This window comes from Streptomyces sp. NPDC015532, assembly GCF_043078065.1.
GTDB lineage: Bacteria > Actinomycetota > Actinomycetes > Streptomycetales > Streptomycetaceae > Streptomyces.
The window spans coordinates 62,172-82,134 of record NZ_JBIBSY010000010.1; the positions used below are offsets into that span (position 1 = coordinate 62,172).

Genomic DNA, 19,963 nt, shown 5'->3' on the forward strand with positions numbered 1-19,963 from the left:
GGCTGTTAGCGTGCCGTCATGCGCGCACCCATCGGACACTTCGACCACGCCTTCCCGGCCCCCGACTGCCTGGACGACCTCATCCGTCCCGTCGCCGACGCGGTGCGCGGGTGGCGCGGTGGCACCCCCGCCGAGCAGATCGTCTACGTCGACACGAACCCCGAGTGGGCCGACACCGCCGTCTTCGTCGAGCACTACGGCAAGGAGCTGCTCGACACGTCCGCCAACTGCGTGGTCGTCGCGGGCAAGCGGGGCGGCGAGACCACGCTCGCCGCGTGTGTCGTCCTGTCCGCCACCCGCGTCGATGTCAACGGCGCCGTACGTCGCCAACTGGGCGCCCGGAAGGCCTCGTTCGCCCCGATGGACATCGCGACGGGCGAGACCGGCATGGAGTACGGCGGCATCACCCCCGTCGGACTCCCCGGCGACTGGCCTGTGTTGGTCGACTCGGCCGTCGTCGAGCTGCCGTACGTACTGGTGGGCAGCGGCCGTCGTCGCGGCAAACTCCTGGTACCGGGCAAGGTGTTCGCGGAACTGCCGAACGCGGTGGTCCTGGAGGGCTTGGGCGTCGCCGGTTGACGCACGTCCGCTCGTGAGGCGTGCGCGTCCGGCCCGTTCCGTCGCTGGAGAGACGTGCCGGTGCGCGGTGACGCTTCGAGATCGCCGGCGGGCCGGTCCCGCGCTGCTTCTCAGGGTCGGCCGTCCGGTCTCCGGCCGCGCTGCAGAGGAGTCGGTCGTACGGTGGCCGGCGGTGCTCCGTGTGCGTCGGCGGGCCGTGTCCGTCGGGCGCGAGGTCCCGCCGGGTGCCGCTGTCCGTTCACGCGGCGGCGTGATGCGCCAGCGTCCGGTGCGGGTCCGCCTCGCCGGGTGCCGGGGCCGGATCGGCGTGGACCAGGGCGGCGGTCAGCCTCGGGACGGCGTGCAGCAGAGCGTGTTCGGCGTCCACGGCGATGGCGTGGGCGTGGCGGACGGTCGCCTCGCCGTCCACCACGACCGCCACCTCGGCGCGCAGCTGGTGCCCGATCCAGCGCAGCCGCAGTTCCCCCACGTCACGCACGCCGTCGACCCGCCGCAGCGCCTCCTCGGCCCGGTCCACCAACTCCGGCTCCACGGCGTCCATCACCCGCCGGAAGACCTCCCTGGCGGCATCGCGCAGCACCAGCAGGATCGCGGCGGTGATCGCCAACCCCACCAACGGGTCGGCGAGTTGCCACCCGAGGGCCGCGCCGCCCGCGCCCACCAGCACGGCGAGTGAGGTGAATCCGTCGGTACGGGCGTGGAGTCCGTCCGCGACCAGAGCGGCCGAGCCGATGTCGCGCCCCACGCGGATGCGGTACCGGGCGACCCACTCGTTGCCGGCGAAGCCGATCAGGGCGGCGACCGCGACCGCCGGGAGGTGCCGCACGGGCTGCGGATCGAGCAGCCGGCCGACCGCCGCCCAGGCCGCGAAGGCGCCGGAGGCCGCGATCGTCAGCACGATCACGATGCCCGCCAGGTCCTCCGCCCGCCCGTAGCCGTAGGTGAAGCGTCGTGTCGCCGCGCGGCGGCCCAGGGTGAAGGCGACTCCGAGCGGCAGGGCGGTCAGGGCGTCGGCCGCGTTGTGCACGGTGTCGCCGAGCAGCGCGACCGACGCCGACAGCACGACAACGACCGCTTGAGCCAAGGCCGTTGTGCCGAGGACTGCCAGAGAGACCCACAGCGCCCGCATGCCCCGGGCCGACGCCTCCAGCGCGGAGTCGAGCTTGTCGGCCGTTTCGTGGGAGTGCGGGGTGAGGAGATGGCGCAGCCTGCTCCGGTGGCCGTGCGGGTGACGGTGGTCCCCCGGGCGTGTGCGGGAGTGCTGGTGCGGACGACCCGGGGGGTGCGCGTGGGCGTGGCCCGGGTCTCGGCCGTCCTCGTCACCGTGAGCGTGCCCGCTCTCGTCCGTGTGCGCGTGCGTGTGGCCGTGCCGGTGTGTCCGCCCGCCGGTGCCCTCACCCTCGTGGCTGCCGCTGCCGCTGCCGCTGCCGCTGCCGCTGCCGCTGCTGCTCTCGTGGTCGCGGCCGTGACTGCCTTTGCCGCCGCCGTGGTCGCTGCCGCTGTCGCTGTCGCTGTCGCTGTCGTGGTCGCGGCCGTGACTGCCGTTGCTGTCGCCATGGCCGCTGCCGCTGCCGCTGCCGCAGCCGTCTCCGGCCCCGTCTCCGTGGTGATGGTCGTGGCCCCCGTCCCCGTGATGGTCGTGGCCGTGCCGCTCGTTCACGTGTGTCCCCTTCCGTGCGGGAGTGGACGCGCTGGTGTCCACGAGGCCATTATGTGCGTATGAGCGCACGCATGCACCTATCACCTGCGCACGATGCGCACCCGCGCACCCCCGGCGAGGAGCAGTTCGCGCTCGCGGCCGAACTCCTCGCTCTCCTCGCCGACCGCACCAGGCTCACGCTGCTGCACGCCCTGACCGGCGGCGAGGCCGATGTGACGACGCTGACCGCGCGGTGCGGTGCGGCCCGCCCGGCCGTCAGCCAGCACCTGGCCCGACTCCGTCTCGCCGGGCTCGTGAACACGAGGAAGGAAGGGCGCCGGGTGATCTACTCACTCGGTGACGGTCATCTGCGCCGGGTGGTCGACGAGGCGCTGAGCCTGGCCGACCACCGGCTCTCCGACCACCCGGCGCACGACTGAGGTCACGTGCGGCCCGAGTCCGGGTGGGGGCGCGGTGGTCAGCGCGTGAGCGTGCCGTCGCCCGTCACCGTGTGGCCGACCACGGGTGCGGTGCCGTCGCCCTCCTCGCCCTCTTCGAGCAGGTTCGCCGCCGCGCCCACGATGCTCGGGTCGGGCCTGCCGACGACTTCCTCGTCCTTGTCGGCGTAGGTGAAGCGGGCGAGGACGCTGCGCATGGCCTCGACGCGGGCCCGCTTCTTGTCGTTGCTCTTCACCACGGTCCAGGGCGCCTGCGCGGTGTCCGTCTCGCGGAACATCGCGACCTTGGCCGCCGTGTAGTCGTCCCAGAGGTCCAGCGAGGCCAGGTCCATGGGGCTCAGTTTCCACTGCCGCACCGGGTCGACCTGGCGGATCGTGAAGCGGGTGCGCTGCTCGCTCTGCGAGACCGAGAACCAGAATTTGATCAGGTCCACTCCGTCATCGACGAGCATCCGCTCGAAGGCCGGTGTCTGCCGCATGAAGCGCCGGTACTCGTCGTCGGTGCAGAAGCCCATCACGCGCTCCACGCCCGCCCGGTTGTACCAGGACCGGTCGAACATCACGATCTCGCCCGCGGTCGGCAGATGTTCCACGTACCGCTGGAAGTACCACTGCCCGCGCTCCCGCTCGGTCGGCTTCACCAGCGCCACCACGCGAGCGCCGCGCGGGTTGAGATGCTCGGTGAACCGCTTGATCGTGCCGCCCTTGCCCGCCGCGTCGCGCCCCTCGAAGACGACGACGAGCCGTCGGCCGGTCTCCTTGATCCAGCTCTGCAGCTTCAGCAGCTCGATCTGCTGGAGCCGCTTGTGCCACTCGTACTCCTTGCGCTCCATACGCTGCTCGTACGGGTAGTTCTCCCGCCAGGTGTCCACCGGGCTGCCGTCCGGCCGGATCAGTACGGGGTCGTCGTGGTCGGTGTAGTCCACCCGCATCCCTGTCAGCAGTTCCGTCATCCGGCCCTCCTCTTCCCGTGCTCCGATTGTCCGCCGATCACCCTGTTCATGCCGTTTCGGGGGCATGTGGAACGATCGGATGGATCCCGGGCCATCACGGCCGGGCGGCCGAGGAACGATGGCGACCGCCACGAGCGAGGTGTTGGGTCCATCCGTCGATGGAAGCAAGCGGAGGCGTACGGCGGGAGAACCGGAGGCGAAGGTGACGCGAGACGGAGTCGTGATGCCCGCGTACGTAAGGGCCCGGAACCGTCAACCGTGCTGTTTCACAACGGGTTTGATGAGCAGTCAGATTGCGTTCCCGCGGAGGTGCGGACGGCGATGACCGGTGCCCCGACTCTCCTCCCCGCGGACGGGACCGGACTCGCCCGGGGCGCTCAGCCCCGTCTCAGGTCGACCCATTCCGCCGTCTCGCCGGGGAGGACGTAGCGCTCGATCTCGGCGAAACCGTGCCGTCGGGCGAAGCGCAGTCCGTCCTCGTTCGCCGCGAGGACGACGGTCTCGATCACCCGGGCCCCCGAAGCACGGGCCTGCTCCAGGCCGCGCGTGTACAGCTCTTCGCCGAAACCCCGCCCGCGGTGCTCGGCCAGCACGCGCGCGATCACGGTCGCCGTCGCGCTGTCGCCGGTGGGCGGACGCACGGTCGTGCAGCCCACAAGGACGTCGCCGAGGTAGGCGATCTCCAGGCGGTAGCGCCGGACGCGCTCGCGCACCTCGGCGAGCGACATCGCGGCGGGCGGGACGATCACATTGTGGACGTGCTGCCAGTCCGCGAGGCGAGCCTCGTCGTCCGGCGCTTCGATGCGGAGGATGGGCACCGGAGCAGGAAACCGGTGCGGGCCGCACCCCGTCAACAGCGTCGGCCCGGGCCGCTGCCGGGCCCCGCCGAAGCGGGGCCGCCGCGTGGTGTCAGCCCAGTCGCGGAATCTCGATGGCCGGGCAGCGGTCCATCACCATGTCGAGTCCGGCGGCGCGCGTCCGCGTGTACGCGCTCTCGTCGATCACGTCGAGCTGGAACCAGACGGCCTTGGCGCCGATGGCGACCGCCTCGTCCGCGACCGGCCCGGCGAGGTGACTGTTCACGAAGACGTCGACCACATCGACCTCGAAGGGGATGTCCGCGAGGGAGGCGTATCCCCGCTCCCCGTGGACGGTCTCGGCCTTCGGGTGCACGGGCACGATCCGTTTGCCGTAGCGCTGGAGGACCTCGGCGACGCCGTGGGCCGCGCGGCGCTGGTTCGACGAGAGCCCGACGATCGCCCAGGTGTCGCCCTGCTCGGTCAGGATCCTGCGGATCGTCTCTGAGTCGCCGTACACGCTCGGCCTCCAGGGGAATCGGTCAGTGTCTGCCGTTCTCCTCAACGGTGAGCGGAGCGCGATGATTCCGCCCGCCGTGTGCTCGCAGATGGTCGAGCAGCAGACGGTTCAGCGTCTCGGGTGCCTCCTCCGGGATCCAGTGGCTGAGGCCCGCGAGGATCTCGAACCGGTACGGCCCGTCGACCCAACGCCCGGTGTCCTGTGCGGGGGCCGGGCCGAACGCGGTGTCCTCCGTGCTCCAGACGTAGAGCGTGGGCACCTCGACGGCGCCGATCTCGCCGTCGGGGCGGCCCGACCGGTACCAGTTCAGTGCCGCGGTCAGGGCGCCGGGCCGGGACAGGTGCCGAACGTAGGCGTCGGCGCTGGCCTGCGGGGCCTTTCCCGCGTAGAGCGTCCGAAGGAGCGCGGCGTCGTCGGCCAGCATGCGATCCTCGGTCGCGGGCGTGTCCCGCCAGTCGGTCATGTACCGGGACCGGGCGCGCTGGTCGTCGTCGGAGCGGAGAGCCTCGGCGAGCGCGCCTGGGTGCGGGGTGGAGACGACCGTCAGGGTGCGTACGCGGCCGGGATGGCCGGCGGCGGTCCACCATGCCACCGCGCCGCCCCAGTCGTGACCGACCAGGTCGAACGTCGGCCAGCCCAGCTCCTCGGTGATCGCGAGGACGTCCGCGACCAGGGCGCTGACGCGGTAGTCCTCGGCCCGCTCCGGGCGGACCCCCGGTGAGTAGCCGCGCTGGTCGGGCGCCACGACGCGGTAGCCCCGCGCGGCCAGCGCCGTGATCTGCCGCCGCCAGGCCAGCCCCGTCTGCGGGAAACCGTGCAGCAGCAGCACCGGGCGGCCCTCGGGCGGACCCGCCGCGATGGCGTCGAACACACCGGCGGCGGTGGAGATGCTCACGCTGTTCACGACCCACTCCTTCATACCGACTGGTCGGTCAGCCTCTCGGCGACGGAAGCGGATTGTCAAGGCCGCGCCCTCGTCCCGTGCGACGCCCGCCCGGCCGCGACCCCGGAACCCGAACGGACCGTACGGCACGCGCTGTTCATGGTCACCGTCACCCCGTCCACGGACATCGCACGCCCTGATACGGCGCCGGTCAGGGGGCGCGGGCGCGTGTCCGGAAAGCCTCCACCTCCCCGCCCCTACCCGACCGTCCGCCTAGGCTCACCTCGTGCTCCGTATCCTCGACGCCCGTACGGGCGAAACCGTCGACGCCGCCCTCGCCCGCCGCGGTCTGGTCCGCGTCCACGCGCATCCGCCGGGGTTCGACGTCACCGGCCTGCGTGTGCTCCTGGTCGCCGACATCCTGATGCGGGCCCTGGAGATCGGCGGCAACCCGGCCTGGGCGACGCTGACTTCGGTGCCTGACCCGGCGGTGTCCGAGGAACCGGCGGACCCTGGGGACAGGGAGACCTCCTGGAACGGGACGGGATTCCGGGCGCGCGCCGCCGACCTCGGGATCCGGCCGTTCGAGGATCACCGGGACACGGGACCGGGCCCGGCGGCGACGCGGACCATCGACGTCGTCGTCCAGGGGGCCGAGGCGACGGACGGACCGCGCGTCGAGGTGGCCCCGGTCGACACCGGGCACGGCTCCGCTCCCGCTCCCGGGGATCCCACCGCGCTGCGGCTGGCGCTGCTCGCACGGCGCCGGGACCTGCCGCTGAGCCTCGACGCCGAGACCCTCGCGGAGGCGGAGGGCACGCTCGCGCGCTGGCGCGCCGCCGTCGCCGGATGGGCGACGCGGCCCTCCAAGCCGGTCCCCGAGGACGTACGCCTGCGGTTGCGGGCCGCCTGGGAGGACGACCTGGACGTGCTCGCCGTGCTCGACGTGCTGCGGTCGGTGGAGACCTCCGACATCGCGGAGGGCGCCCGGTTCGAGACGTACGCCCACGCCGACCGGCTGCTCGGCCTCGAACTCACCCGCGAGATCGGAACGTCCCTGTGACCTCGCGCAAGGCCGGTGGACCGATGCGAAGACTGGTCGTCCTGAGGCACGCCAAATCCGCCTGGCCCGACGGGGTGCCCGATCACGAGCGGCCCCTCGCGCCGCGCGGCCGCCGCGACGCCCCCGCCGTCGGACGCGCCCTGGCGGACGCCGACCTGCTGCCGGACCTCGCTCTGTGCTCGACCGCCGTACGCGCCCGGGAGACCTGGGAGTCTGCGGCACGGGAGTGGGGCACCCCGCCGTCCGTGCTGTTCGACGGGCGGCTGCACGGGGCGGACGTACCCGAGTTGCTGGAGGCCGTTCGTGAAGTCCCCGAACGCGTGCGGACCTTGCTGCTGATCGGACACAACCCGGGGCTGGAGGAACTGGTCCTGGAACTCGCCGGGGACGGCTTCGAGGGCACACTGGAACGGGTCCGGACGAAGTTTCCGACCTCCGCGGTCGCGGTCCTGGTCTGGCACGGCAGCGCGTGGCACGAACTCGGCCCCGGCGACGCGTTGTTGACGGACCTCGTCGTGCCGAGGGGCAAGAAGGAGTGAGACCCGGCCGCAGGTGTCCGAGTGGCGCCGTCGCGGCTCCGGACGGCGTCCCGGTTGGCCCGCCGGCCGCGTGGCGTGCGGCGGGCCAACCGGGACGGGTCCGGGACACGTCCGGCCGGCCGCTGTGCGCGTGCGGCGCGTGCGGCGCGTGCCCGTGGGCTCATGGGCCGCCCGCCGTCCGTCGCCTCGGTCCCGGCCCGTCCGCCGTGCGTGGACGTGCCGGGTGACCACCTGCTCGCGCGGGGGCGCCGACCCGGCCCGTCGGCCGCGGGCGCGTACAGCGCATACGCTGGCGTGATGCAGGACGAGTACCGCACAGTGGCCCACGCGGGCGTGCACGAGACCGAGGTCAACCGCTCCCGATTCCTGTGCGCCCTCGCCCCGGCCGCCACCGAGCGGGAGGCCCAGGACTTCGTCGCGGCCGTCAGGAAGGAACACGCGGACGCCACGCACAACTGCTTCGCGTACGTCATCGGAGCCGACGGCGCCGTGCAGAGGGCGAGCGACGACGGCGAACCGGGCGGGACCGCGGGCGTCCCCATGCTCCAGATGCTGCTGCGCCGCGACATGCGCTACGTCGTCGCCGTCGTCACCCGCTACTACGGCGGGGTCAAGCTGGGCGCCGGTGGACTCATCAGGGCGTACGGCGGCTCGGTGGGCGAGGCGCTGGACGCGGTGGGCACGATCACCCGCCGGCGCTTCCGGCTGGCCACGGTCACCGTCGACCACCAGCGGGCCGGCAAGGTGCAGAACGATCTGCGGTCCACCGGCCGCGAGGTACGTGATGTGCGTTACGGCGAGGCCGTCACCATCGAGATCGGGCTGCCGGACGCCGATGTCGAGTCCTTCCGGGCCTGGTTGGCCGACGTGACCGCGGGGACCGCCGGCTTCGAGCTGGGCGGAGAGGCCTACGGGGAAGCGTGACAATCCGGGCGAACAGGGATGAATCTTCATCCTGAGATGACGGGCAGGGTGGGCTGATACGGGAGTAACCGCCCGTGATGTCAGACCCGGCCGTTACCCTTCGGGGATCATGAGGCTCCTGCACACTTCCGACTGGCATCTGGGCCGGGCGTTCCACCGGGTGAACATGCTCGACGCCCAGTCGCGCTTCATCGGCCATCTCGTCACGACCGCGCGCGAGCGCGAGGTCGACGCGGTGGTCGTCTCGGGAGACGTGTACGACCGTGCCGTGCCGCCACTGGCCGCGGTCCAGCTCTTCGACGACGCCCTGCACCGCCTGGCCGACCTCGGCGTGCCCACCGTGATGATCTCCGGGAACCACGACTCGGCGCGCCGGCTCGGCGTCGGCGCCGGACTCATCGGGCGCGCGGGCGTTCATCTGCGCACCGACCCCGCGGGCTGCGGCACCCCCGTGGTGCTGGCCGACGCCCACGGTGATGTCGCCTTCTACGGCCTGCCCTATCTCGAACCCGCCCTGGTGAAGGACGAGTTCGGGGTGGAGAAGGCGGGCCACGAGACCGTGCTGGCCGCCGCCATGGACCGGGTGCGCGCCGACCTCGCCGGCCGTGCGCCGGGCACCCGCTCCGTCGTCCTCGCCCACGCCTTCGTCACCGGCGGCGAGGCGAGCGACAGCGAGCGGGACATCACCGTCGGCGGTGTCGCCTCCGTGCCCGCCGGAGTCTTCGACGGAGTCGACTACACCGCCCTCGGACACCTGCACGGCAGCCAGGCCATCACCGAGCGCGTGCGTTACTCCGGATCCCCGCTGCCGTACTCCTTCTCGGAGTCCGACCACCGCAAGAGCATGTGGCTCGTGGATCTCGGCCCCGACGGCTCCCTGGCCGCCGAGCGGATCGACTGCCCGGTGCCCCGCCCGCTCGCCCGCCTCCGCGGGCGCCTGGAGGACCTGCTCGCCGACCAGGCCCTCGACCGTCACGCGGGCGCCTGGGTCGAGGCGACCCTCACCGACGCGGTGCGGCCCGCCGACCCCATGGCGCGGCTGGCCGGGCGCTTCCCCCACACGCTCAGCCTCGTCTTCGACCCGGAACGCTCTCCGCAGGACCCGGGCGTCTCGTACGCCCGCCGGATCGCGGGCCGCAGCGAGGAACAGATCGCCGAGGACTTCGTGGCCCATGTCCGCGGTGTGGGTCCCGACGCCCGGGAACAGGCCGTGCTCCAGGACGCGTTCGACGCCGTCCGGGCCGACGAGACCGTACGGGAGAGCGCCCGGTGACATCACGTCCGCCGCACACCCAGGGGGCCACCCGCCCGGAGACCGAGGGAACCCGATGAGGCTGCACCGCCTGGACATCACCGCCTTCGGCCCGTTCGGCTCCGCCCAGCGGGTCGACTTCGACGAACTGTCCGCCGCCGGGCTCTTCCTGCTGCACGGACCGACGGGCGCTGGCAAGACCTCCGTCCTCGACGCCGTCTGCTACGCCCTGTACGGAGCGGTTCCCGGCGCCCGGCAGAGCGGTCAGGGCCTCGGGCTGCGCAGCGACCACGCGACGCCCGACGTCCGGACCGAGATCCGCCTCGAACTCAGCGTCGCCGGACGCCGGCTCGAAGTCACCCGGCAGCCGCCCTGGGAGCGCCCCAAGAAGCGCGGCACGGGGACGACGACGGAGAAGGCCCAGAGCTGGCTGCGCCAATACGACTCGGTGGCCGGCTCCTGGAAGGACCTCAGCCGCTCCCACCAGGAGATCGGCGAGGAGATCACGCAGCTGCTCGGCATGAGCCGCGAGCAGTTCTGCCAGGTCGTACTGCTGCCCCAGGGCGACTTCGCGCGCTTCCTGCGGGCCGACGCCGAGGCCCGCGGCAAACTGCTCGGCAGGCTCTTCGACACCCACCGCTTCGCCGAGGTCGAGAAGCGCCTCGCCGAGCGGCGGCGCGCCGCCGAGGCCGAAGTGCGGGCCGGCGACACCGCGTTGCTGGCCGACGCGCACCGGATGCAGCAGGCGGCCGGACACATCGTCGAGGAGCCGCTGCCCGACCTGGCGCCCGGCGATCCGGGCCTCGCCGGCTCGGTGCTCGCCTGGGCCGCGGTGGCCCGCAGCACGGCTCGCGAGGCGGTGACCGTCGCCGACTGCGCCCGCGGCGCCGCGGAATCGGCGCAGGCCGCGGCCGACCGCGCGCTCGACGACGTACGCGAAGTCGACCGGCTCCAGCGCCGGTTCACCGAGGCACAGGAGCGTGCCGCACGACTGGAGCAGCGCGCCGACGCCCACCGGGACGCCCGCACGCGCATGGAGAGAGCCCGCAAGGCCGAGACCGTGGCCCCCGCACTCGAACTGCGCGACGCCGCCGAGGCCGAGCACCGGCGAGCGGCCGCCGAGGAGACCCGCACGCGAGCCGCCCTGCCGGCGACGTTCGCCGGTGCCGGAGCGCCCGGTCTCGCGGTCGCCGCGCGCAAGGCCGCCGAAGAACTGGGCGGCCTGGAATCGGCCCGCCGCGCCGAGCGACGCCTCGGTGAACTCGGCACGGAGCGCGCCTCCTTGGACCGCCAGGAACGCGCCGACGAGGACGTCCTCCAGGACGCCGAGAGCTGGCTGGCCGACTGGGAGGAGACCCGCGCGGGAGTCGAGGCACAGGTCGACACCGCGCAGGAGGCCGCGGCGCGCGCCGAGCAGCTCGCCGTGCAGCGCGAACCGGCTTCCAAGCGGCTCGCCGCGGCCCGGCTGCGCGACGAGCTGGCCCAGGACACGGAGGCCGCCCACGCCCGGAGCCTGGCCGCGCGCGAGCGGGCCACCGAGGCGCACGCCCAATGGCTCGACCTGAAGGAACAGCGTCTCCAGGGCATCGCCGCCGAACTCGCCGCCGGTCTGGTGGACGGAGAGTCCTGCGCCGTGTGCGGTGCCACCGAACACCCGGCGCCCGCCCGGAAGATCGCCGGCCACGTCGACCGTGAGACGGAGGAACGGGCTCTCGCCGCCTATCGCAGCGCCGACGAGGCCCGCGCCGAGGCGGAGCGACGGCTCGGCGTCGTACGCGAGGCACTGGCCGCCGCGACCGCTGAGGCGGGCGACGCGCCGACCCGCCAACTCGCCGAACAGGCCGAGGAGCTGGAGCGGCTGCACGGCGAGGCCCGCACGGTGGCCTCCGGGCTGCATGCCGCGCGCGAGGCCCGTGAGCAGGCCGAGCGGGAACACGAGCGGCGGCTGAACGCCCAGCAGGAAGCAGCGCGGCGGGTCGCCGCACGGGCCTCGCACCGGGATTTCCTCGACCGCGAAAAGGCTTCACTGGAAGGGGAGTTGGAGCAGGCGCGGGGCGCCGCCGCGAGTGTGTCCGAGCGGGCCACGCAGCTGGAGCGGCAGGTCGCGCTGCTCACCGAGGCCGCGGACGGCGTCCGGGCGGCGGAGGACATCGCGCGGCGCCTCAAGGACGCCGACGCGCGTCTCGCCGACGCTGCCTTCCGCGCCGGTTTCGAGACCCCGCGGGCCGCGGCCGCCGCGATGCTCGACGACGTGGCCCACCGCGATCTGCAACGGCAGCTCGACGCCTGGCAGTTGGAGGAGTCCTCGGTGCGCGCCGTACTCGCCGAGGCGGACACCGCGGCCGCGGCGCGGCGCCCTCCCGTCGATCTGCGGGCCGCCGAGCGGGCGGCCGAGTCCGCCTCCCGACGGCTGCGGGACACCGCGTCGGCGCGGGACGCGGCGGCCCGGCGCTGCACCGAGCTGAACACGCTCTCGACCCGCGCGACCGGCGGAGCCCGCCGGCTCGCCCCGCTGCGCGAGGAGTACGAGCGTGTGGCCCGCCTCGCCGGTCTGGCGGCCGGCACCTCGGCGGACAACGAACGCAGGATGCGCCTGGAGGCGTACGTCCTCGCCGCCCGTCTGGAGCAGGTCGCCGCCGCCGCCACGGTCCGCCTCCAGCGGATGTCCTCGGGGCGCTACACCCTGGTGCACTCCGACGGCCGGGCGGGCCGCGGACGCAGCGGGCTCGGACTGCACGTCGTGGACGCCTGGACCGGAAGGGAGCGTGACACGGCGACGCTGTCCGGCGGCGAGACCTTCTTCGCCTCCCTCGCCCTGGCCCTCGGTCTCGCCGACGTGGTCACCGACGAGGCCGGCGGTGTGCGGCTGGACACGCTCTTCATCGACGAGGGCTTCGGAAGCCTCGACGACCAGACGCTCGACGAGGTGCTCGACGTCCTCGACTCGCTGCGGGAACGCGACCGCAGCGTCGGCATCGTCAGCCACGTCGGTGACCTGCGTCGCCGCATCCACGCTCAGCTGGAGGTCGTGAAGGGGAGAACGGGGTCGGTCGTACGGCAGCGGGGCGCGTGACCGTCGCCGGAACGGACTGTCCCGACCTCGCAGGGGGGACCCCCCGATCTCGCCGGAACGGCTGTCCCGTCTCTCTCCGGGAACGGACTGTCCCGACCGTCGCCGTGGCGGTCTCAGTGACCCAGCGGCCGGCGCGGCAGCGGTGAGGAGTAGACGACGCTCGTCGTCACCGACCCGAGCGTGCCGATCTTGCCCGACACCGTCTCCAGATGAATCATCGACCGGGCCGCGACCTTGATGACGAAGCAGTCGTCACCCGTGACGTGGTGTGCCTCCAGGATCTCGGGTGTGACCGCGACGAGGTCGTGGAACGGCTTGTAGTTGCCGTTCGGATATCTGAGCCGGACGAACGCCAGGATCGGCAGCCCCAGGTTCTCGGGGTCGACGACGGCCGCGTACCCCTGAATGACGCCCGCCTCCTCCATGCGGCGCACCCGCTCGGTGACCGCGCTCGCGGACATGGAGACGGCCCGTGCCAGCTCGGCGAAGCTGGCCCGGCCCTCGCGCTGGAGGACGTCGAGGATGCGCCAGTCGGTGGCGTCCGGGGAATACGCGGTCATCCCTGATGAATACCAGGGGAATCCCCTGCCGATCAACAGCACTGCCGTGAATCGTCACTTCAGGACGGAGGCCGACGCCCGTAGATTTTTGGTCGGGAAGTCCCGCGGACGGGGTGCGGAAGAAGCACCGGGATGGCAAGGGCGGCATCGGTCCGGCGGGGCCAGGATTCAAGGAAAGGCCAGGTCATGACTACGACTGCCGAAGGCATCACGAACGGCACCGCGACCGGTTTCACGTCGGCGACCGAGGCGAGCGCGGGAGCGGACGCGCCGCACGGTTCCCCGCGGGCCACGGCCGGGGACGCGGTGACCCCTTCCGCGGCCGGTTCCGTGGCGGCGACGAACCCCGTCCTGCGCGTGCCGCCGGCGTCCCACGCCGCGGCCACCGCCTACTTCGGCGCGAGCCTCGCGTTCCACGCGGACGTCTCCGACGTCGCGGGCGTCCTCGCGGCCGGCGGCGACCCCGGGTTCGTCGTCCTCGACTCCCGCTCCACCGCGTCGTGGGACCAGGGCCACGTTCCCGGCGCGGTCCACCTGCCCACCGCGCTCATCGCCGAGCAGGCCGAGCGGCTTCTGGACAAGTCGGTTCCGGTCGTCACCTATTGCTGGGGACCCGGATGCAACGGCGCCACCCGCGCGGCCCTCGCCCTCGCCGAACTCGGCTTCCAGGTCAAGGAGATGCTCGGCGGCTTCGAGTACTGGGTGCGCGAGGGCTTCGAGTTCGAGACCTGGCAGGGGCGTGAGCGCCCCGCGGCGGACCCGTTGACGGCGCCCGTGGACGCGGAGGACTGCGGCTGCTGACCTGCGGAAGGGGGCCGAACCGGCCTTCTCGGCCCCCGCGTTGCCGCCGGTGTCCGGAATCCGTGTCCTGGGGCCGTCTGGCATACGGGGGCGGAGGCGTGCCGTGTAACTTCTGCGCATGCCAAGATACGCGGACCCCGGTGCGGTCCAGTGGGTGGAGTCGGGCGGCGGGCCGCTCATAGCGATTCCGGAGACGGTGCTCCCGTTCTGGGCGGGGGCCGACGGCGACGACATGTCCTGCGACTACGACCGGGCCTGTGACATCGACGGCTTCGTCGGCCTTCTGCCCGTGGGTGACACCAGGGCCCTCGTCCTGGGCGACGATCCCGCCTCGACGACCTACCTCCCCGAGCACGGCGCCTTCGTCCGCTGGTGCGCCGCCGATTCCGAGGACGAACTGCTCGCCGTCGTGCCGGCGGCGCTGTCGCAGGCCCGGTGGGAGCGGGAGGTGGAGTGGAGGGTGCCCGGTCCCGTCGTCCTCTTCGACGCCGCGTGGCCCGGCACCGCCTCCGGGCGTACGGATCACCTGAGGGTGGCGCTCGAACCGGGCCGGTACGGGGTCCGCGCGGCGCGCGTCGAACCGGGGCCCGAGACGTGGGTGGGACTCGTACAACTGCGCCGGTTGACGCCTTGACGCCCTGACGCCGGGCGTTTCGATGCCGGGTGCCGGGCGCTGAGTGCCTTGGGCGACGGGGGAGTTCCGGCGAGGGCGCTGATGGCGAGCCGGCATCGTGAGACGCGCGGCGGCCGGGATCCGGCCGCCGCGCGGGGGCCGTCAGAGCCGGGAGAGCTCGTCCACCAGGTCGTCCAGGCCCAGCGAACCCTGGGACAGGGCGGCCATGTGCCAGGCCTTGGCGTCGAACGCGTCACCGTGGCGCTTCCTCGCGTTCTCACGGCCGAGGAGCCAGGCACGCTCGCCGAGCTTGTAGCCGATGGCCTGGCCGGGCATCGTGAGATAGCGGGTCAGTTCGCTCTCCACGAAGTCGGCCGGCCGGCTGCTGTGCGCGCCGAAGAACTCCTGCGCCAGCTCCGGGGTCCACCGCTCGCCCGGGTGGAAGGGCGAGTCCGCCGGGATCTCCAGCTCCAGGTGCATGCCGATGTCGACGATGACCCGGGCGGCACGCATCATCTGCGCGTCGAGGTAGCCGAGCCGCTGCTCCGCGTCGGTGAGGAAGCCGAGCTCGTCCATCAGCCGCTCCGCGTACAGCGCCCAGCCCTCGCAGTTGGCGCTGACCTGGCCGACGGTGGCCTGGTAACGGGACAGGTCGTCGACGACGTACGCCCATTGCGCGAGCTGGAGGTGATGGCCGGGCACGCCCTCGTGGTACCAGGTCGAGACGAGATCGTAGACGGGGAAGCGGGTCTGTCCCATCGTGGGCAGCCAGGTGCGGCCGGGCCGCGAGAAGTCCTGCGACGGGGCGGTGTAGTAGGGAGCCGCCGCACCGCCGGGCGGCGCGATGCGGGACTCCACCTTCCGCACCGGCTCGGCGAGTTCGAAGTGCGTGCCGTCCAAGGCCGCGATCGCCTCGTCCATCAGCCCCTGGAGCCACCGCTGCACCTCCTCGACGCCCTCGATGTGACGGCCGTGCTCGTCGAGGTGCGCGAGGGCCGCCCAGGGGGTCGCCGCTCCGGGCAGGATCTTCTCGGCCTCGGTCCTCATCTCGGCCAGCAGACGGTGGTACTCGGCCCAGCCGTACGCGTACGCCTCGTCGAGGTCGAGATCCGTACCGTTGAAGTAGCGCGCCAGCCGCGCGTACCGCTCGTGGCCCACGGTGTCCGGAGCACCCTCAATCGTCGGCGCGTACACGTCACGCATCCAGTCCCGCAGGGCGATCACGGCCCGCGTCGCGGTACGCGCCGCCGCGTCCAGTTCCTCGCGCGCGGAGCCGGGGCCCGCCGAGACGAAGTCCTCGAACCAGCCGAGGCCCTCTCCGTCCGTGTCCGACCACTCCGTGAGCTGTTCGACGAACGTCGCGGTCGGACGCGGGCCCGCGTACAGCTTGCGGTCGAGTCCGAGCGCGAGGGATTCCCGGTAGCCCGCGAGCGCGGCCGGTACCGCGCGCAGCCGCTCGGCGACCGTGGCCCAGTCCTCGTCGGTCTCGGTCGGCGTCAGGGTGAAGACCTGCCGCACGGAGTGCACCGGTGTGTGCAGGTTGCCCACAGCCCGCAGGCCCTCGCCGGCCTCGTGGACCGCGAGCGCGGCGGTCAGCCGCTCACGCAGCAGCCGGGCACAACGGCGCTCGATGTCACGTTCCGCGTCCGGCAGCCGCTCCGCCTCGTCCAGCCGCGCGAGGGTCACCCGCGCCAGCTCGGCGACGGCCTCCTGACCGGCGGGCGAGTTGTCGGGCAGCTTGCCGTGGCTCTCCTTCACGCCGAGGTAGGTACCGAGAACCGGGTCGAGGGCGATGAGCTCGTCGACGTACGTGTCGGCGACCTCGCGGGGCAGCGGCTTCTTCGTCTCTGACATGCGCACATCCTCGTACGGGCACGGGCGCCGCGTCAGCCCGCCCAACCGGGCTTTTCACCGCATCAGCCGGATTTGGCCGGGGACGACGGGCCCGGCGCGGCGGGCGGCAGCAAGGGGCCGCAGTCCCACTGCTGGAATATCAACCGTGTCTCGACCCGGGCCACTTCACGCTGCGAGGTGAACTCGTCGAGCACCAGCCGCTGCAGATCCGCCATGTCCGCGACCGCGACATGCACGAGGTAGTCGTCGGGGCCGGTCAGATGGAAGACGGTCCGCGACTCCGGGAGCACCCGGATGCGGTCGACGAAGGGTCCCACCAGTTCCCGGCGGTGCGGGCGGACCTGGACGGACAGCAGCGCCTCCAGACCCCGTCCGAGCTTCGCCGGGTCCAGTCGCAGCTGATGGCCGAGAATGACTCCCGCCCGGCGCAGCCGGGTCACCCGGTCGAGGCAGGTCGACGGCGCGACGCCGACCTGTGCCGCGAGATCCCGGTAGGTCGTCCGTGCGTCGTTCTGCAACAGCCGCAACAGATGAAGATCGACCGGATCGAGTACGACGGAATCAGCCATGGCGCGAACGTAACACGGGATTCGGCGCCGAAACCCCGCCCGGTGTTCAGGCTTCGGCGCATGGACTCCGTTGTGTACGACACGCAGGGCGCGCAGGACGCGCAGGACGACCTGAGCGGAAGCGGCCAGGTCATCGCGGCTCCGACCCGGGCACTCGCCACGGAAGCCGTGCACGCCGGCCGGGAGGACCTGGCCGCCCTCGGGCTGCACGCGGCCCCGATCGACCTGTCCACCACCTATCCCTCGTACGACAGCCGCGGCGAGGCCGCCCGGATCGACGCCTTCGCGGCCGACGGCGCCGAACCCGAGGGACCGCCCGTCTACGCGCGCCTCGGCAATCCGACCGTGGCCCGCTTCGAGACCGCCCTCGCGCGCCTCGAAGGCACACAGAGCGCGGTCGCCTTCGCGAGCGGTATGGCCGCGCTGAGCGCCGTCCTCCTCGTACGCAACGCGATGGGCCTGCGCCATGTCGTCGCCGTGCGTCCGCTGTACGGCTGCAGCGACCACCTCCTGACCGCCGGGCTGCTCGGCAGCGAGGTCACCTGGGTCGACCCGGCCGGCATCGCCGACGCGCTGCGCCCCGACACGGGTCTCGTGATGGTCGAGTCCCCGGCCAACCCGACGCTCGCCGAACTCGACCTGCGGGCCGTGGCCCACTCCTGCGGGTCCGTCCCGCTCCTCGCCGACAACACCTTCGCGACCCCCGTGCTGCAACGCCCCGCCGAGCACGGCGCGCGACTGGTCCTGCACAGCGCCACCAAGTACCTGGGCGGACACGGGGACGTCATGGCCGGCGTGGTCGCCTGCGACGAGGAGTTCGCCCGCAAGCTGCGTCAGGTGCGCTTCGCGACGGGAGGCGTCCTGCACCCGCTGGCCGGCTATCTCCTGCTGCGCGGCCTGTCGACCCTGCCCGTCCGGGTCCGGGCGGCCTCCTCGAACGCCGCGGAACTCGCCCGCCGGCTCGCCGGCGATCCCCGCGTCGCCCGTGTCCACTATCCGCGCATCGGCGGCGCGATGATCGCCTTCGAGGTGCACGGCGACCCGCACGACGTCATCGCCGGAGTCCGGCTGATCACCCCCGCCGTGAGCCTCGGCAGCGTCGACAGCCTCATCCAGCACCCGGCCTCCATAAGCCACCGCATCGTCCCGACGGCGGACCGCCAGGACGCGGGCGTCAGCGACCGCCTGCTGCGCCTGTCGGTCGGCCTGGAGGACGTGGACGACCTGTGGTCCGACCTGGACACGGCCCTGGGGTCCCGCGGCGGGGAATGAGCGGGACCGGCGTCCGGGGTCCGCGGCGCTCGCCCGGTGGTGCCGGGCGCGCGCCCCGGAGTGGACGGGGATGGGGGAGCGGACCGGGGATTCGGGCTAGGAGCGCCCTGTCCCCCTGCTTCCCTGGCCGATTCCCTTCGCCGTGCCCTGCGGGGCGTGGCTGTGACCGTGGTGCTGGGCGTACGGCTGCGGCGACGTCACCGGTGTCGTGTCCAGGCGGGCGGTGATGACCAGGGTGCCCTCCTCGATCTGGTAGTCGAGCGGGAGGCCGAGGCCGCGCATGGCGGCGACCATGCCGGTGTTCGACGCCTGCGTGACGGCGTACACGCTCGCGCAGCCCGCCTCCACCGCCATCGTCACGAGGCGGCCGAGCAGTTCGACGCCGATTCCCCGCCGCTGCCAGTCGTCCTCGACGAGCAGCGCGACCTCCGTCTCGTCACCGTCCCAGAGCAGGTGACCGAGTCCGACGATGCGGCCGGATGCCGTCCGGACGGCGAGCGTGCGCCCGAAACTGGGGCTGAGCAGGTGGTTGAGGTACCGGTCCGCGTCGCCGACGGGGCCGTGGTACCGCATGCTCAACGTGCGCGGCGAGCAGCGCTCGTGCATCTCCTTGGCGGCCTCGACGTCGGAGACGTCCGCGCGCTGCACCGTGATCGCGTTGCCCTCGGGCAGCGTCAGCATGTCCTGCCCGCGCGGAACGCGGGGGCCGAGCCGCGCGTCCAGTTCGACCAGCGCACGCGCCCGGGCGAACTCGGTCGGTGTGAACGGCAGATACGGCCGTTCCACCGTGATCACCCCGCCCTCCGGAGCGCGCAGCCGCATCACGGTGTCCTCAAGTGCCCCCTCCACGGGAGCGCCCTGCGTCGCCCGGCCGGAGAGGGGAGAGGCGGCGGGCAGTGAACGGATCGTGCACCGGCCGAGCAACTGCCTCAGTGCGAGCGGCAGTTCGGAGGCGTCGAGGGCGGTACGGGTGGCCAGGCCGAGCACCCGGGTCGGTGCGTCCACCAGGTCGTGGGCATCGGCCCGCTCGATCCACGTCGAGCTGCCGCCGGCCTGCGCCACGCTGTGGGTGATCTCGGAACTGGCCAGCTCGGCGGGCGCGCGCAGCAGGAACTCGTCGACCGTTCCGTCCGCCAGCGGGTGCGTCTGGAGGCTCAGGATGTCGACCTGGTGCTGTGCGAGCGCGGTGCACAGCGCGGCGAGCGAACCCGGCGCGTCCTGGACCGTCGTACGCATCCGCAGCAGCACGGTCGCCCCCACGGCGGGCAGCGGCGCTGAGGCTGCCCCGGCCTCCCCGGACAGCGCGCCCGTTCGCCCGTCCGAGGGCGGCCGGGCGTCGGTATCCGTCGTCGGGGGCGCGTGACCGTGGCGCCGTGCCCACCATGTGTGGAATCCGGCCGTGGCGACCAGGAGTACCGCCGAGATCACCAGCAGCGCGGGGCCGTCGGGCCCGTGCCCGATCAGATTGGCCACGCCGTCCGCGACCGCCACGGCCGTGAACAGCGCGGCGAGTTCCACGAGGTCCCGTCGCCAGTGGTGAACGGGCCGTCCGTGCTTCGCACGCGTCACATCAGACATGTCAGGAGTCATACCGTCACTGTGAAGGAATGGTGT

At 72.9% G+C, this 19,963-nt stretch carries 19 protein-coding genes; 10 read left to right on the top strand and 9 right to left on the bottom strand.

The window, feature by feature from the left end; all coding sequences use genetic code 11:
- Positions 1 to 18 precede the first annotated feature (18 nt).
- Positions 19 to 579 carry a YbaK/EbsC family protein gene (locus ACF07B_RS26950; protein WP_392180822.1) on the top strand — a complete coding sequence of 187 codons (561 nt, stop codon included), beginning with the start codon at positions 19 to 21 and terminating at the stop codon, positions 577 to 579.
- Positions 580 to 817: 238 nt separating this feature from the next.
- On the opposite strand, the gene ACF07B_RS26955 is transcribed toward ACF07B_RS26950, so the two are convergent.
- The gene (locus ACF07B_RS26955) at positions 818 to 1,786 is read right to left on the bottom strand and encodes a cation diffusion facilitator family transporter (protein WP_392180988.1); all 969 of its coding nucleotides are present in this window, start codon (positions 1,784 to 1,786) and stop codon (positions 818 to 820) included.
- Between the two features lie 512 nt (positions 1,787 to 2,298).
- Here ACF07B_RS26955 and ACF07B_RS26960 point away from each other — a divergent pair.
- The gene (locus ACF07B_RS26960) at positions 2,299 to 2,658 is read left to right on the top strand and encodes an ArsR/SmtB family transcription factor (RefSeq protein ID WP_392180823.1); all 360 of its coding nucleotides are present in this window, start codon (positions 2,299 to 2,301) and stop codon (positions 2,656 to 2,658) included.
- Positions 2,659 to 2,696: 38 nt separating this feature from the next.
- Here the strand turns inward: ACF07B_RS26960 and ppk2 are convergent, their stop codons facing one another.
- From ppk2 to ACF07B_RS26980, 4 genes are all read right to left on the bottom strand, one after another.
- Positions 2,697 to 3,629, bottom strand: coding sequence for a polyphosphate kinase 2 (gene ppk2, locus ACF07B_RS26965; protein WP_392180824.1), 933 nt, complete (start codon positions 3,627 to 3,629; stop codon positions 2,697 to 2,699).
- Positions 3,630 to 4,006: 377 nt separating this feature from the next.
- Entirely contained in the window at positions 4,007 to 4,447 is a 441-nt protein-coding gene (locus ACF07B_RS26970) for a GNAT family N-acetyltransferase (RefSeq protein WP_392180825.1), read from the bottom strand.
- Between the two features lie 91 nt (positions 4,448 to 4,538).
- Positions 4,539 to 4,946: a CoA-binding protein gene (locus ACF07B_RS26975; protein WP_392180826.1), complete on the bottom strand. Its 408-nt coding sequence runs from the start codon at positions 4,944 to 4,946 to the stop codon at positions 4,539 to 4,541.
- Positions 4,947 to 4,968: 22 nt separating this feature from the next.
- Entirely contained in the window at positions 4,969 to 5,841 is an 873-nt protein-coding gene (locus ACF07B_RS26980; protein ID WP_392180989.1) for an alpha/beta fold hydrolase, read from the bottom strand.
- Between the two features lie 274 nt (positions 5,842 to 6,115).
- On the opposite strand from ACF07B_RS26980, the gene ACF07B_RS26985 reads away from it, so the two are divergent.
- The 5 genes from ACF07B_RS26985 (at position 6,116) to ACF07B_RS27005 (ending at position 12,680) form a co-directional block, all read left to right on the top strand.
- Complete coding sequence (locus tag ACF07B_RS26985) at positions 6,116 to 6,892, top strand: hypothetical protein (RefSeq protein WP_392180827.1); 777 nt, start codon at positions 6,116 to 6,118, stop codon at positions 6,890 to 6,892.
- Positions 6,893 to 6,915: 23 nt separating this feature from the next.
- Positions 6,916 to 7,431, top strand: a complete 516-nt coding sequence (locus ACF07B_RS26990; RefSeq protein ID WP_392180990.1) for a SixA phosphatase family protein — start codon at positions 6,916 to 6,918, stop codon at positions 7,429 to 7,431.
- A 297-nt stretch (positions 7,432 to 7,728) separates the two neighbouring features.
- Positions 7,729 to 8,355, top strand: a complete 627-nt coding sequence (locus tag ACF07B_RS26995; protein ID WP_392180828.1) for a YigZ family protein — start codon at positions 7,729 to 7,731, stop codon at positions 8,353 to 8,355.
- 109 nt (positions 8,356 to 8,464) lie between these two features.
- The gene (locus tag ACF07B_RS27000) at positions 8,465 to 9,628 is read left to right on the top strand and encodes an exonuclease SbcCD subunit D (protein WP_392180829.1); all 1,164 of its coding nucleotides are present in this window, start codon (positions 8,465 to 8,467) and stop codon (positions 9,626 to 9,628) included.
- Between the two features lie 55 nt (positions 9,629 to 9,683).
- The gene (locus tag ACF07B_RS27005) at positions 9,684 to 12,680 is read left to right on the top strand and encodes an AAA family ATPase (RefSeq protein ID WP_392180830.1); all 2,997 of its coding nucleotides are present in this window, start codon (positions 9,684 to 9,686) and stop codon (positions 12,678 to 12,680) included.
- 113 nt (positions 12,681 to 12,793) lie between these two features.
- Here the strand turns inward: ACF07B_RS27005 and ACF07B_RS27010 are convergent, their stop codons facing one another.
- Positions 12,794 to 13,240, bottom strand: coding sequence for an Lrp/AsnC family transcriptional regulator (locus ACF07B_RS27010; protein ID WP_369484257.1), 447 nt, complete (start codon positions 13,238 to 13,240; stop codon positions 12,794 to 12,796).
- A gap of 306 nt (positions 13,241 to 13,546) precedes the next feature.
- On the opposite strand from ACF07B_RS27010, the gene ACF07B_RS27015 reads away from it, so the two are divergent.
- Positions 13,547 to 14,041: a rhodanese-like domain-containing protein gene (locus tag ACF07B_RS27015; RefSeq protein WP_392180991.1), complete on the top strand. Its 495-nt coding sequence runs from the start codon at positions 13,547 to 13,549 to the stop codon at positions 14,039 to 14,041.
- A gap of 118 nt (positions 14,042 to 14,159) precedes the next feature.
- Positions 14,160 to 14,675: an immunity 21 family protein gene (locus ACF07B_RS27020; RefSeq protein ID WP_392180831.1), complete on the top strand. Its 516-nt coding sequence runs from the start codon at positions 14,160 to 14,162 to the stop codon at positions 14,673 to 14,675.
- Between the two features lie 141 nt (positions 14,676 to 14,816).
- On the opposite strand, the gene ACF07B_RS27025 is transcribed toward ACF07B_RS27020, so the two are convergent.
- Together ACF07B_RS27025 and ACF07B_RS27030 are read right to left on the bottom strand one after the other, a co-directional pair.
- Complete coding sequence (locus tag ACF07B_RS27025; protein ID WP_392180832.1) at positions 14,817 to 16,508, bottom strand: DUF885 domain-containing protein; 1,692 nt, start codon at positions 16,506 to 16,508, stop codon at positions 14,817 to 14,819.
- A gap of 62 nt (positions 16,509 to 16,570) precedes the next feature.
- Positions 16,571 to 17,077, bottom strand: a complete 507-nt coding sequence (locus ACF07B_RS27030) for an Lrp/AsnC family transcriptional regulator (RefSeq protein ID WP_326789089.1) — start codon at positions 17,075 to 17,077, stop codon at positions 16,571 to 16,573.
- A gap of 60 nt (positions 17,078 to 17,137) precedes the next feature.
- On the opposite strand from ACF07B_RS27030, the gene ACF07B_RS27035 reads away from it, so the two are divergent.
- Positions 17,138 to 18,349, top strand: a complete 1,212-nt coding sequence (locus ACF07B_RS27035; protein ID WP_392180833.1) for a trans-sulfuration enzyme family protein — start codon at positions 17,138 to 17,140, stop codon at positions 18,347 to 18,349.
- Between the two features lie 96 nt (positions 18,350 to 18,445).
- On the opposite strand, the gene ACF07B_RS27040 is transcribed toward ACF07B_RS27035, so the two are convergent.
- Positions 18,446 to 19,927 (bottom strand): GNAT family N-acetyltransferase, encoded by a 1,482-nt coding sequence (locus ACF07B_RS27040; protein ID WP_392180834.1) that lies wholly within the window; start codon positions 19,925 to 19,927, stop codon positions 18,446 to 18,448.
- Between the last annotated feature and the right edge of the window lie 36 nt (positions 19,928 to 19,963).